General features: G+C 70.8%; 11 protein-coding genes. 2 read left to right on the top strand and 9 right to left on the bottom strand.

Going from position 1 to position 13,488, the window contains the following annotated elements; translation table 11 throughout:
* The first annotated feature begins 6 nt into the window (after positions 1-6).
* Complete coding sequence (locus Pflav_RS34345; protein WP_232072239.1) at positions 7-1,227, top strand: MFS transporter; 1,221 nt, start codon at positions 7-9, stop codon at positions 1,225-1,227.
* On the opposite strand, the gene Pflav_RS34340 is transcribed toward Pflav_RS34345, so the two are convergent.
* The 8 genes from Pflav_RS34340 to Pflav_RS34305 form a co-directional block, all read right to left on the bottom strand.
* Entirely contained in the window at positions 1,175-3,211 is a 2,037-nt protein-coding gene (locus Pflav_RS34340; protein ID WP_173040891.1) for a beta-galactosidase, read from the bottom strand. The genes Pflav_RS34345 and Pflav_RS34340 overlap by 53 nt on opposite strands.
* Positions 3,212-3,213: 2 nt before the next feature.
* Positions 3,214-4,038, bottom strand: a complete 825-nt coding sequence (locus tag Pflav_RS34335; protein ID WP_173040890.1) for a carbohydrate ABC transporter permease — start codon at positions 4,036-4,038, stop codon at positions 3,214-3,216.
* Complete coding sequence (locus Pflav_RS34330; RefSeq protein ID WP_173040889.1) at positions 4,035-4,925, bottom strand: carbohydrate ABC transporter permease; 891 nt, start codon at positions 4,923-4,925, stop codon at positions 4,035-4,037. Before Pflav_RS34330 ends, Pflav_RS34335 begins: the two co-directional genes overlap by 4 nt.
* A 70-nt stretch (positions 4,926-4,995) precedes the next feature.
* A complete protein-coding gene (locus Pflav_RS34325; RefSeq protein ID WP_173040888.1) occupies positions 4,996-6,324 on the bottom strand; it encodes an extracellular solute-binding protein in 1,329 nt (442 codons plus the stop codon).
* A gap of 52 nt (positions 6,325-6,376) precedes the next feature.
* Positions 6,377-7,528, bottom strand: coding sequence for a Gfo/Idh/MocA family protein (locus tag Pflav_RS34320; protein ID WP_173040887.1), 1,152 nt, complete (start codon positions 7,526-7,528; stop codon positions 6,377-6,379).
* Positions 7,525-8,520 carry a Gfo/Idh/MocA family protein gene (locus tag Pflav_RS34315; RefSeq protein WP_173040886.1) on the bottom strand — a complete coding sequence of 332 codons (996 nt, stop codon included), beginning with the start codon at positions 8,518-8,520 and terminating at the stop codon, positions 7,525-7,527. Before Pflav_RS34315 ends, Pflav_RS34320 begins: the two co-directional genes overlap by 4 nt.
* Complete coding sequence (locus tag Pflav_RS34310) at positions 8,517-9,506, bottom strand: Gfo/Idh/MocA family protein (RefSeq protein WP_173040885.1); 990 nt, start codon at positions 9,504-9,506, stop codon at positions 8,517-8,519. The genes Pflav_RS34315 and Pflav_RS34310 overlap by 4 nt, the downstream gene beginning before the upstream one ends.
* Positions 9,503-10,495: a Gfo/Idh/MocA family protein gene (locus Pflav_RS34305; protein ID WP_173040884.1), complete on the bottom strand. Its 993-nt coding sequence runs from the start codon at positions 10,493-10,495 to the stop codon at positions 9,503-9,505. Before Pflav_RS34305 ends, Pflav_RS34310 begins: the two co-directional genes overlap by 4 nt.
* 255 nt (positions 10,496-10,750) lie before the next feature.
* On the opposite strand from Pflav_RS34305, the gene Pflav_RS34300 reads away from it, so the two are divergent.
* Positions 10,751-11,779: a LacI family DNA-binding transcriptional regulator gene (locus tag Pflav_RS34300; protein ID WP_173040883.1), complete on the top strand. Its 1,029-nt coding sequence runs from the start codon at positions 10,751-10,753 to the stop codon at positions 11,777-11,779.
* A gap of 602 nt (positions 11,780-12,381) precedes the next feature.
* Here the strand turns inward: Pflav_RS34300 and Pflav_RS34295 are convergent.
* Positions 12,382-13,410 (bottom strand): hypothetical protein, encoded by a 1,029-nt coding sequence (locus Pflav_RS34295; protein WP_197938803.1) that lies wholly within the window; start codon positions 13,408-13,410, stop codon positions 12,382-12,384.
* Positions 13,411-13,488 lie beyond the last annotated feature (78 nt).

Here is a 13,488-nt window from a genome sequence, read left to right as displayed (position 1 = left end):
CGCCCGATGATCCCGGGGCGGTACTGGGTTTGGCTCGCCGGCGTCACGCTCTCCCTGCTCGGCACCCAGGTGCTGGGGTTCGCGATGACCTGGACGGCGGCGGGCCAGGGCGGGGTGCTGGCCGGCCTGGTACTCACGATGATCAACCTGCCGCGCACGCTGCTGATGCTCGTGGGCGGCGCGGTCGGCGACCGGTTCGGCGCGTGGCGGACGATGCTGGCCGGCGACGCGGTGATGACCGCCGCGACGTTGTCCCTCGCCCTGCTGCTGTCGCTCGTGGGCGAGCCGGCCTGGCTGCTGCTCGCCACCGCGCTGGTGATCGGCACCGTGGACGCGTTCTACCTGCCCTCGTCCGGGTCGATGCCCCGCCGCCTCGTGCCGGGCGACGGCCTGGCGCGGGCGATGTCGGCCCGGCAGCTCGCCGGCCAGGCCACCACCGTCGCCGGCCCGCCGCTGGGCGGGCTCGTCGTGGCCGGGCTGGGCCTCGCCGTGGCCGCGCTCGCCGACGCCCTCACGTTCGCGGTCATGTTGTGGATCCTCGTGCTCCTGCGACCTCGGGAGCCCGCGGCGGAAGCGGCGAAGGCGACCGGCGGGGTCTGGCGGCACACCGTGGACGGGCTGCGCCTCGCCGCCCGCGACCGGGTCCTGCGCGCGGCGCTGCTGATGGTCGTCGTGGCGGCTGGGTTCCTGCTGCCGGTCATCGGGCTACTGCTGCCGCTGCTCGCCCGCGAGCGCTCCTGGTCCGGTGGGTGGACCGGGGTCGTGGCCGGCGCGGTCGGGCTGGCCACCACGTGCGTGGCGGCGGCCGTGCTCACCCGTGGGGCCGCGCGCCGGCCCGGCGTGGCCGCGGCGGCCGGGCTGCTCGTCGCGGCGGCCGGTGTGCTCGGCCTCGCGCTGTCCGGGTCGCCGGCCTGGGCCGTGGCGGGGGCCGTCACCGTCGGCGCGGGAAACGGACTCTTCGCCACCCACGTCGGACCGCTGCTACTCCAGCAGGCGCCGGACACGCACCTGGCCCGGATCCAGTCCGTGGTCCTGCTGGCGCAAAGCCTGCCGCTGCTGGCGACAAACAACCTCCTCGGCGCGGCCGTGGACGCCACGGCCGCGCCTCCCGTACTCGCCGGCTGCGCCGCGGTCACGGCGGTTACCGGTATCGCCGGGCTCTGCTCCCCGGCGCTCAGGGCTCTACGAGAGCCAGCCCCGAGCGAGCCGGCACTACAACGCTCGTGACCGGCCCGCTCCCGCCCAGCGGTACGAGCTCTCGCGCGAGGGTCGCCTTCTGCGGCGCGCCGGTCCAGTTGACCGCGACGACCACGCGCCGCCCGTCCGGCCGCACCCGAGCCCGGCTGAAGAGCCCGGGCACCTGCTCAGCCCACACGAGTTCCCGCGAAGGCCTCGCCAGCTCCCGCGACGGCGCCGCGAGCAGGTCGGCGAGCGCCGCCCGGGTGCCCGCGTCCGGCTCGGCGGCGTAGGCCAGCGACGGGTACGTGGCGATCAGGACCGCTGTGCCGTGGCGGGCAACCGCCGGTGTCCCGTCGGCGAAGGCCTCCACGCACTCGGCCCCGTGGAGGGCGAGCACCTCGCGCTGCCAGCGACCGGAGAGCCCGGACGGCAGCGTCACCGCGTCGATGATGTCGGCGTCGACCTGGCGTACTCCGAAGAGCGCGCCCAGCCCCGCACCCGGCACAGACGGGCGGCGGGCACCGTGCTCGTCGTACTCGCCCGGTGCGGCCTCCGCGACGAGCCTCCCGCCGCGCGCCACGAACGCTTCCAGGGCACCCGCGAGCGCGGAGGTGGCGGTCGCGGGCATCGGCCAGTACAGCGCCTCGATGTGCTCGGGCACACCATCGGCGGCGACCCGCTCGTCGTGCAGCACCTCGACCGCCGCGTCGGTGTCGACGAGCGCCCGGTACGCGCCCAGCACCGCCTCCCGGTAGAGACCCATGTCGCGATCGGTGGCGAAAGCGTGCAGCGCACTGCGCCGCGATACAAGCAGGCCGACATTGCCGGGCGACGGCGCGCTCTCCGCCACCGCGGGATCGTGCGCGACGGCGGCCAGCGCGGTCACCGCGTCGACCCTTGCCGTCGGGGTGCCGTCCGGTGCGCACAGGCCGTACCCCGGGCTCTCCGGGCCGAGCAGTTCGGGCCGCCACTGCCAGAAGACGACGCCGGTGGCGCCGGCCGCCAGCGAGTTCCACATCCAGAGGCCCACCGTGTCCGGCGTGGGGTGCGGCGTGCTCTTCGCCGCGTCGCGGCGGCCCCGGCCGCCCTGGATCTCGGCCTGCCAGAAGGGCTTGCCGGCCGCCGCACCGCGGGCGGTGTCCAGGTTGAACAGGTGCTCGACCGGGTCGTCGGCCATCAGCCAGGTGGGGAAGCTGGACGTGCCGAACGCGTCGACCGGGCCGGTGAGCGTGTACTCGTCGAGCGTGTGGGTGGCGAGCTGCCCGGTAAACCCGCTCAGCGCGACGTGCGTCATCACCTGGTGGCCCGGATCGGCCTCCCGCGTCACCGCCACCCGCCGCTCCAGCCAGTGGGCGAGGTTGTCAAACCAGAACTCCCGCCAATCCAGCATGTCCGGCACCGCCTCGAAGAGGCGTGGCGGATCGACCTGCGCCCAGTCGGAGTAGCGGCGGCGCCAGGCCGCATTCAGCACGTCCACTGTAGAGTAGCGAGCCACGAGCCACTCGCGGAAGCGCGCCAGCGAGGCTGGGCAGTAGCAGTAGATACGGTCCGGGAAGTACGACGCCGGCTCAAGGTGCGGCTCGTTCCACACGTCCCACACCCGCAGCGCGGGATGGTCACGGTAGCGACCCACGACCGTGCCGAGGAACGCAGCCGCGGCCGCCCACACTTCGGGGTCGTCGTTGCACAGTCCGGGCCAGCCGCCGCCGGGCGTGTTCATCGCGGCGGTCAGCCGCACCGGCCGGTCCTCCTGGTCGAGGTAGTGCGCGTCCGGCCGCCACTGCGCCAGCCAGTACGGCGCGTTTTCCAGGATCGTGTTGACGACCACACCGAGCCCGTGCTTCGCGGCCAGGTCCATCAGCTCGTCGAGGTCGGCGAAGTCCACGGTGTCCGGTGTCGGCTGCATCCAGCTCCAGCACGCCCACAGCTTGACGGTGTCGAGCCCGGCCGCTCGCATGCGACCGAGGTCCCGGTCCCAGTCTTCGCGCGGTGGGTTGGGCGGACGGTAGTACTGCGCCCCGATGACGAACACGACTATCCCTTCACTGCGCCGAATGTAAGGCCACGGACGAGGAAGCGCTGCGCGGCAAGGCCCAGCACGAAGACCGGCAACATGGCGAGCACGGCCGCGGCGGAGCTGCCGCCCCAGTCGACCGAGACGGTCCCGATGAACGAGGCCACGCCGATCGGTACGGTCTGGGTGCCGCGCCCGGAGAGCACGAGCGCGAAGAGGAACTCGTTCCAGGAGAAGAGCAGGCACAGCACGGATGTCGCGGCCAGCCCTGGTGCGGTCAACGGCACCGCCACCCGGATGAACGCGCCGAGCCGGTTCGCCCCGTCGACAAGCGCCGCCTCCTCCAGGTCGGGCGGCAGCTCCTCGAAGAACGAGCGCATCATCCACACGACGATCGGCAGGTTGAACGTCGTGTGCGCGGCGATGAGCGCGGTGTACGAGCCGAGCAGCTCGAGCCGCTGGAAGATGACGTACATCGGCACGACGAGCGCGACCGCCGGCACCATGCGGGTGAAGAGGATCGCGCCGGCCCACAGCTCGCGCCCGCGCAGCGGCAGGCGGGCCAGCGCGTACGCCGCCGGCACACCAACCACGATGGACAGTACGGTGCTGCCGGCCGCCACCACCGTGCTGTTGACGAGGAAGTCCTGAAACTGCAACTGCCCCAGTACCTTGCTGTAGTTGTCAAGGGTCGGGCTGAAGGCCAGCTTCAGGGTGGACGAGAAGATGTCGTTTGGCTGCTTGAACGAGTTGAGCACCACCGCCGCGATCGGCACGAGCACGCCGACCAGGAAGGCGGCGACGATCGCGTAGCTGGCGACGGTCCAGCCCCGATTTGTCTTCACAGCACCTCCCGGCGGCGCAGCAGGCGGACGTACACGGTGGAGATGACCACGACGGTCACGAGGATGAAGATGCTCAACGCCATCGCGTAGCCCATGTCGAAGTACGAGAAGCCGGTCCGGTACGTGTACAGGCCGATCGTCTCGGTGGCCGTGCCCGGACCACCCTTGGTGAGCACGAAGACCGTGTCGAAGATGCGGTACGTGTCCATCGTGCGGAACAGCAGCACGAGCAGGATCTGCGGCACGATCGCCGGCAGCACGATGCGCTGGAGGATGCGCAGGTGCCCGGCGCCGTCGACCCGGGCAGCCTCGAACTGCTCCTCGCCGATCGAGAGCATCCCGGCGTGCAGGATCAGCACGACGAACGGCGTCCACTGCCAGATGTCCACCACCATCAGCGCGGGCAGAGCCAAGTTGGATTCGCCGAACCAGCCGATCCCGCTGGGCAGCCCCACCGCGCCGCTCAACTGCGAAACCAGCCCGAACTGCGGGTCCAGCAGGTACCGCCACAGCAGTGCGGTGATGACCGGCGCGATGATCATCGGGAGCAGGATCAGCGCGTTGGCCAGCTTCCTGCCCTTCGTCATCTCGAAGAGCGCGGCGGCGACCACGAAGCCGAGTACGAGCTCGGCGCCGACCGAGCCGACGACGTACAGGACGGTGTTGCGCAGCGCGACCCCCACCATCGGGTCGTCGAACAGCCGCGTGTAGTTGTCGAGCCCGACGAACGGCTTGGGCAGCCCGATGTCGGTGAGCTTCCACTCGTACGCGGACAGGACGGCGGAGTAGACCAGCGGGCCGAGGATGAGCCCCGCGAGTACGGCCAAGGCCGGCGCGAGCATGCCGTACCCGAGTCCGCGCCCGCCCGACGCTCGCCTGCCGGTCATCGATCCTCCGCGTTTGTGGCCCCGGGCCGGCGCGGGTGCCGCGCGCCGACCCGGGTCAGTGGTGGTCGGTTCAGCCAAGGGCATCTGCAACGGCCTGTCCCATGGCGTCCGCCGCCTGGTCCGGCGTCTTCTTGCCCTCGATGGCCTCCTGAACCGCCAGCTCGATCTGGTCCTGTGCCTTGGGCCAGGCGGCCAGGCTGGGCTGCGGGTTGGAGGTGGTGAGCGCATCGTTCATCGCGGACAGGAACGGCAGCTTCGCCGCCACCTCGGCGTTCGTGTAGAAGTCCTTGGTGGCGCCGGCGGTAGCGGCCGCGACGGCCACCTTCGCCTGCTGCGGGCCGTTCGTGTACCACTGGAGGAAGGAGTACGCCGCGTCCTTGTTGGTGGACTTCTCGGCGATGCACCAGTTCCAGTAGATGAGCTCGCCGGCCGGCTTGCCGGCGGTGAACGCGAGCGGCAGGTAGCCCCACTTGCCCGCGGTCGTGGACTTGGCCGGGTCCTCGAGCGCCTGTAGCGACGGCGTGGTACTGATGATCATGGCGGCCTTGCCCTGCGCCGCCGCGGTCGCGGCCTCGTCGACGTGGAAGTTGAGCACGCCGCTCGGCGCGGTCTTCGCCACCTTGACGTAGAAGTCGACCGCCTTGGCCGCCGCTGCCTTGTCCAGTGTTGACTTGGCCTGGTCGTCGTACCACCAGTTGCCCTGCGCGGTGATCAGCGAGCCCATGATGTCCGCGACCGCGCCGCCCCGCTTGCCGGGGATCGACATGCCGGCGAGGCCGTCCTTGCCGTTCAGCTGGGCCGCGGCCGCCGCGACATCGTCGAGCGTCTTCGGCTCGGCGATGCCGTTGGCCTCGAACACGTCCTTGCGGTACGCCAGCACGGTCGTCGAGACGAAGTCCGGGAGGCAGTACTGCTTGCCGTCGTACTTGCCCTGGGCCAGCACGTTCGGCAGGTAGGAGTCGGCGGAGAAGCCGGACGGGTTGCGGTTGGCGTCGGCGAGGTACTGGTCGATCGGCGCCAGGTACCCGGCCTTGGCGAACTCGCCGAACCAGCTCGGGTGCACGTAGATGATGTCGTAGCCGCCCGCGCCGGTGAGCGTGAGCGCCTGCTTGTCGTGCAGGTTCTCGTAGGGCACTGCGTCGAGGTCCAGGGTGCCGCCGGTGGCGGTGCCCCACTCGCCGGCGGCCGTTTTCTGGCCGCTGGTCCACGGGTCACCGGCCCACCGGGAGAGCACGAGCTTGGCTCCGGGGAAGCGACCCATCGGGCCACCCGCGGTGGCCGGTGCGGCGTTCGGGTCGCCGGACCCGCTGCCGCCACCGTCGTCGGAGCCGCACGCGACAAGTGTCGTCGCGGCCAGAAGTGCGACCGCCGCTATGGACCATCGCCTATATACAGCCATTGCGCATCTCCTTCCAGGAATGAGAACGCGAAGATCGGCCGAACCGGTGCTTTCACGCGCCGGCCGGCAAAGGGTCCCGGTCGACGGCTACCGCGCCGCCGCCGGCCGCGGCCGAGGCATAGCCCGCCGCGATGACCGAGAGACAAGCCAGGCCGTCCTCGAGCGTCGGGCCGAACGGCCGCTGGCCGGTCAGCACCCGGTGCACGTACGAGGCGACCTCGCGCTTGTAGTGATGCGTGTGCGGCGGCCAGGACCCGTAGTCGTGGGGCTCGGCCGCATCGGGTTCGATATGTGGTGTGGTCCACCCGCGGTACAGCGGGTCGTCGCCGCCGCGGTAGACCTCGACGCGGGGGAACGGGTCAGTGGCCCGCATCGATAGGGTTCCGTCGGTGCCGTAGATCTCCAGCAGGTTTCGCATGCCGATGTCGGCGTTCATGCTCCAGACCGTGCCGATCTCGCCCAGTCCGCCGCCCGCGTAGCGCAGGACAGCGACCGCGAGGTCCTCGCCGTCGAGGTCGGGCTTGGCCCGGTTGGCCGTGAAGGCGGATACCTCGGTGATGTCGCCGACCAGCCACCGCAGCAGGTCGATGCCGTGCGAGCCCTCGTCGATCCAGGCGCCCCCGCCGCCCAGCACCGGGTCCTGCATCCACTCGGTCATGTCCGGCGGGCAGCCGATCTCGGCGATGCCGGCGAGGCCGATGAAGCTGCGGGTCATCAGCACCTGGCCGAGCACTCCGGTGTCGACGATCCGCTTGACCCGGTCGGCTTCCTTGCTGAACCGGCTCACGAACGCCGCGGTGCCGTCCACGCCGGCCGCGCGTACCGCGTCCACCATCGCGCGCGCGTCGGCGACCGTCGTGGCGACCGGCTTTTCGCAGAACACGTGCTTGCCTGCCTCGGCGGCGGCGATGACCTGCTCCGCGTGGCGCGAGTTCTCCGAGTGCACCATCACCACGTCGACGTCGTCGCGGGTGACCAGGTGCCGCCAGTCGGGTACGAAGTCGGTCACCCCGAAGCGTTCGGCCGCGGCCCGGCCCCGCGCCGCGTCGTCGTCGGCGATCGCGACCACGCGTGCGCCCGGGATCTCGCCGAGCGCCTTCGCCCGGAACTCGGCGTGCACGTGCGCCCAGCTGATCATTCCGACGCGAACCTCGTTCACGGTGCTCGCGGCGCCCGAAGGCGCTGCCGACGCACGCTCGCTCATCGCGCTACTTCCTCTCTGCGACCGCTCGCCACCGAGCGGAGTGCGGCTTCGACGACGGCGAGCACGTCCCGCCCGACGTGCCCGTCGGACTTCGAGGGCGCGCCGTCGCGGATCCGGTCGATGAAGTGGGTCAGCATGTCCAGGTGGCCGTCGGCCAGCAGCCCGGGTACGGGCAGCGGGTACGACCAGCCGGCGCTCTCGCTCACCGCCTGTAGTGGCTGGCGGTGCAGGTTGTCCACGAGGACGCGGCCCTGCGTGCCGTACACCTCGAAGCGGGAATCCATCGCGCCGGCGAGGCTCCAGCTGTCCTCGCACTGGCCGATGACGCCATTGGCGAAGCGGAGCGTGAGCACGGCAGTGTCCTCGGCGGTCGTGCGGTCGGCCCAGCGGAACGTGCCGGCGTCGGCGTACACCGAGGCGACCGGCGCGCCGGCGAAGAAGCGGCAGAACTCGATGCTGTGTACCGCCATGTCGAGGATCGCGCCGCCCCCGCTGCGCACCGGGTCGAAGAACCACGGCGAGTGCGGCTCACCGATGCCCTCGCACGCCTTCACCCGGAAGACGTCACCGATCTGTCCACTGTCGACGAGCTTGCGCGCTTCCTGGAGGGCCGGGATGAACGGCACGTTCTCGGCGTAGAAGAGGCGGGTGCCGGCGGCGGCGACCGCGGCGAGCATCTCGTCGGCCTCGGCGACGGTACGGCCGAGCGGCTTGATGCAGATCGCGTGCCGGCCGTGCCGGGCGGCGGCGAGGACCGCGGGGAGGTGCACGTCGGGTGGGGCCACGACGTCGACCACGTCCACCTCGGGGTCGGCCACGGCCGCTTCCAGGTCGGTGAACGCGCGGGCGCCGTACGGGCCGGCCGCCACCTTGGCCGACTCCTCGCTGGTCGCGACCACGCTAACGATCTTGACACCGGGGATCTTGGCGAGCGCGGGGAGGTGCATCTCCCGCGCCCAGAAGCCGGCGCCGACGACGCATACGCCAGTCACAGCTCCACCGCCCGGCGCTCGTCCAGCGCGCGCTGGGCGGCGAGTACAAGCGCGAGCGCGTCCCGGGCCTGTGCCGCGGTGGCTGCCCGCTCGCCCGTCTCCCGGCCGGCGACCCGGTCCACGAAGTACTGCTGCTCGCCCCGGTACCCGTAGTCCCACACCAGGTCCGGGTAGCCCCAGCCGGCGCCGCCCCGGTCGAAGGTGCGCATCGCCTGGGCCTGCACAAGGTCGACCGCCGCGCTGCCGCCGCTGCCGTACACCTCGAACGTGAAGTTGCCGTGCCCGGCGGTCCAGGTGACGTACATGCTGGTCACCACGCCGGAGGCGTGCCGGACGGTGACGGTCGCGTTGTCCGGGCTGTTGTGCCGCTTGGCGCCTTCCAGGACGTACGCCCCGCCCTCGGTGTGCACGCTCTGCGCCGGGCCGAAGAGCCACAGCACGAGGTCGGCGAAGTGGACCAGCGTGTCGAGGATGACGCCGCCGCCCTGCGCCGGGTCGTAGAACCAGTCGTTGGTCGGCTCCCACCCGAAGACCGCGGCCCGCGAAGCGATCATCTCGCCGAGCTCACCGCCCGCCACACGGTCCCGCAGCTGGGACAGCGGCGGGGTGAAGCGCAGCATGAACCCGTGCTGGAGTACCCGGTCGGTCTTGCCCGCCGCGGCGACAACCCGGTCCGCGTCGGCGAGCGTGAGCGCGATGGGCTTCTGGCAAAAGACGTGCTTGCCGGCGGCGAGCGCGGCGACCGTCTGGTCCGCGTGCAGGGCGTTGGGCGACGCGATAAGCAGCGCGTGCACGCTGTCGTCGGACAGCAGCGCGTCGAAGTCGGGCGCCACCTTGAGGTCGAAGTCGCGGGCGAGCGCGGCGGCCGCCTCCTCGTTGGGATCGATGCAGGCGACCAGCCCGCCCCGGCTCACGTGCCGGTACGCGTTCGCGTGCACCCGGGCTATCCGGCCGGCGCCGACGAGCGCCACGTTGACCGCGCTCATCGCACGCCCTCCTGGAAGGGGAAGGTGACCCGGGTGCCGGTGCGGTCCGCCTCGTACGCGGCCAGGATCATCTCCAGCGCCTTGAGCCCGTCCTCGGCGGTCGGCAGGCCGTCCGGCTCGGCGCCGCCGACCCAGTCCCGGAACGCGAGCAGCAGGTCGCGGTAGCAGGCCTCGTACCGCTCCTCGCCCACGAGGTCGATGTAGCGCCGGCCGGTCCACGGCGCGTCGATGCCCTGGATCTCGGTCTGCGGGCTCTTCTGGTAGTGCAGCTCGATCTCACCGCGCGTACCGCTGAGCGAGGCGTGGTCGGGGCTGGAGAGCGGGCCGAAGTAGTCGGCGGCGTGCCAGGTGCTCTCCACCGTGACGATCGCGCCGCTGTCCAGCGTGTAGGTGGCGATGCCGTAGTCCTCGACACCCAGGTCCTTGTACGTGAGCGACCCGATGCGCGCGCTCACGTCGACCGCCTCGGCGCCGAAGAACCAGCGGAAGAAGTCGGTGAAGTGCACGCCGTGGTCGAGGAAGCCACCGCCACCGCCGCGCACCGGGTCGGCGTACCAGCCCTGCTCGGAGGTGTGCGGGGAGTCGGTGATCGCGCCGACTGGGAAGCGGATCGAGTAGAAGCCGGAGGTCAGGTCGCCGACCGCGCCTGCACGTACGGCCTCCTGGGCCTGGCGGTAGACCGGCAGGTAGCGCAGCAGGTAGGCCATCATCACCTTCACCCGCTCGCCGGCCGCCGCGATCCGCCGGGCGTCGGCCATCGTGGTCGCGATCGGCTTGTCCAGCAGCACCGGCTTGCCGGCCTCGGCGGCCATCTCCACGTGGTCGGCGTGCGCCGAGGTGTACGAGGTGATGATTACCGCGTCAACGTCGTCGCGGCGGATCAGCTCGCCATAGTCGGAGGTCCATGAGCCGTCGCAGTACGCGGCCGCGAACTCCTTCGCCAGGTCGGTCCGCTCGTCGGCGACGCCAACCAACCGCAGCCCATCCATCCCCTACGGAGGTAGTCCGCGAACGGGTAGGCGTGGTAGTGGTTATGCAGCCCCACGATGCCGATGCCCAGGTCAGCCATGCTTTCGTTCCCTCTCGGAGGTCCGTACGCAACCGGTTGCGTAAACCGGTTGCGTTAGCATGATCCCTGCCGCGGCCGGAGCACAAGAGGTTTCGCGGAAGTTTCCGACCCGAGACTGATAGCGTCACCGCACGGAAGGGACAACCGGTTGCGTAACGGACGGAGGAGGACAGACGTGAACGCCCCCAGGAAGCTGACGATCCGCGACATCGCCGCGATCGCCGGCGTCTCGGCGGGCACGGTGTCCCGTGCGATGAACGGTCAGGCTGGCGTTGGCGAGGAGACCCGGCAGCGGATCGCCCGCATCATCGACGAGCAGGGCTTCAAGGTCGACCCAACCGCGCGGCAGCTCTCGACCGGGCGCAGCGACACGATCGCGGTGGTCTTCCCGCTGCACGCGTCAGAGGTCGTCATGCACCCCGTCTACCCGGCGCTGCTCGGCGCGCTCGGGGACGCGGCCGAGCACTCCGGCTTCGACCTCCTGCTGCTCACGAGCTCGACGGCGAAGGTCGGGCACGTACTCGACACGGTCAAGCGCCGCCGCGTGGACGGCGTCGTGCTGCCCGCCGCCGGCCCGCAGGACCCGCTCATCAAGCGGCTCACCGGTATCGGCGCACCGACCGTCCTGATAGGACACCGCAGCTCGGTCAGCGGGGTCGGCTGGGTGGACTGCACGCACGACGCCGCCGCGCGCGAGCTGACCCGCGGCATGCTGGCCGCCGGGCGTACGGACCTGGTGCTGCTCAACGGCCCACCCCGCGTGTCGGCGTGCAAGCTCCGCTCGGCCGGCTTCTGGGCCGCGGTCAAGGAGGCGGGCGACCAGGTAAGTTCGGCCCGCGAGGTGTCCGTCGCATTCGACACGATCGCCGCAGCGGCGGCAGCGGACGAGGTGCTGGCCGGCGACCCCTCGCCCACCGGAATCGTCTGCGCGTCGGACACGATCGCGGCCGGCGTGCTCGACGCCGCCCGCCGCGCCGGCCTCAAGGTGCCCGATGACCTGGCGGTCAGCGGCTTCGACGACCGCTCGTTCGCCACGCACACGACGCCACCGCTGACGACCGTACGCATGCCACTACACGACACCGGCCACTCCGCGGCAAAGATGCTCTTCGCAATGATCAGCGGCGAGCCGCTACCCACCCGCCGCGTCATCCTCCCCACAGAAATCGTCCAACGCGGCTCGACTCCGCCCGGCATGCTTTAGCAAAGCCTTTAGACGAAGAATTGGGCTACCGCGACGTCCGCGGTGGTCCAGACCGCTGCTCCCGCAGCCTCACCCTCCGCGCCCACAAGCCCACCCCATTCGGCCTACGGCCGCAAATGGCGGCACGGCCCTGCCCGCGCGGTCGACCGTCCATGGGGGACTGAGGTCGCGGTCGGCCTGGGGCGTGCTGACGGGATCGGACCTCCGCACAAAGGCGCCGATCATGGCCTATGGCGGCGGATTTCCTTGATCGACGCGTGCGGCGTTGTGTTGGGTTGCGATTGTGGCGAGGAATTGCCCCTGGAGGGGCAATTATTCGCCACGGACGGCCAGCGCACCCACCGATCAAGGCCTGCCCTTCCGGTAGCTGCACGACCGGTGCCGCACCCGGACACTATCCAGCAGATCGTGGTATTTAGCTGCGTCTATAGCGACAGCTAAATACCACGATCGCTGGCGCGCCCCGACCGGCGTGCGGACAAACCAGCTAAAGCACCCAAACCGACGCTCCGCGCAGCCTCGCACAACGCTCAAATCTGGATCCTGCAAGCCACCATTGTGGATAGACACAATGGCGCCGATTCCGAAGGTCGCTAGAGGGGTCAGAGTTGCTGGCCGATCCGGAAGCGCCAGGTCTTGCTGTCGAAGAGAATGCAGATGCTCGGCGACATGACGATCACCCGGAGCGTGCCGTCGCGGCGGTCGTAGTCGATGCCCTGTACCTCGAAGGTGCCGCCGCACCCGCTTTGCAACGGGAGCTGGCGCAGCGCGGTGACCGTGCCGGTAACGTCCACACCGGACAGCGCGGCGGCGAGGTCGACCTGGAGCAGCGGCTTGGTGATGCCGAAGAGGGTGCCGGCCGGGTCGTCCGAGGAGCACAGCAGGCGGGTGGCGCCGGTGAAGTCGCACCCCTGTACGTCGCGCACCGGGCGGTCGAGGCGGATCGCGAACGCGTACGGCAGGTTTGCCGAGGGCGACGTGGCCGGGTTGAGCCCCGGTGCGGGGAAGACCAGCAGCCGGCTCATCGTGCCCCACTCACCGGAGACCATCCACTGGCCGTCCGGCGAGATGGCGACGAACGAGTTGTTGAGTGCCTCGCCCGAGTCAAGCGTGTGCACGTACTCCGACCACGCCCCGCCCGGCGCCTGTACCCGGAACATCTTGGCGCCGCCGGAGTCGCGCTGGTACGGCTCGATGTAGTAGCCGTTGAGCGCATCCGGGTCGCCGACGTGGTTCCAGCCGCGACGGGAGACGCTGCTCGGGATGGTGCCGATTCCGGTGTACCGGTTGGGCTGCCCTGCCGGAACCTCGACGGAGGTGAGTCCCTGGCTCTCAGTGAGCGGGTCGGCTCGGTCGGAGCCGACGTTTACCCAGTTGTCCGCCGCGGCCGAGGCGGGCGTGCCGACCAGCAGGACGCCGGCCAGCAGCGGACCCAGGGCCTGCCTCCTGGATCTCGGTGGAGCGAGGCGAGGTCCAGACGGCGTCCGGGGGTGCCGGGCGGAAGGTCGCATACCGGTGTTGTATGTGGCCTTTCGTCCGGTGCCGCCGGTCGTCGTCTGGGCCCGCCGCAGCCCGTCGATGATCCAGGAGGCAGGCCCTGGTACAAGCGGTGCCTTCCAGTGGATTCGCATCGCCACTCCATACATGAGACGGATTCACGTACGTTTATGACGAGAGCATAGACAGCAGTCAACCTCGGCGGACAGCGC

The sequence above is a fragment of the Phytohabitans flavus genome (assembly GCF_011764545.1).
GTDB classification, from domain to species: Bacteria; Actinomycetota; Actinomycetes; order Mycobacteriales; family Micromonosporaceae; genus Phytohabitans; species Phytohabitans flavus.
This window is presented reverse-complemented; position numbering and strand designations above follow the sequence as displayed.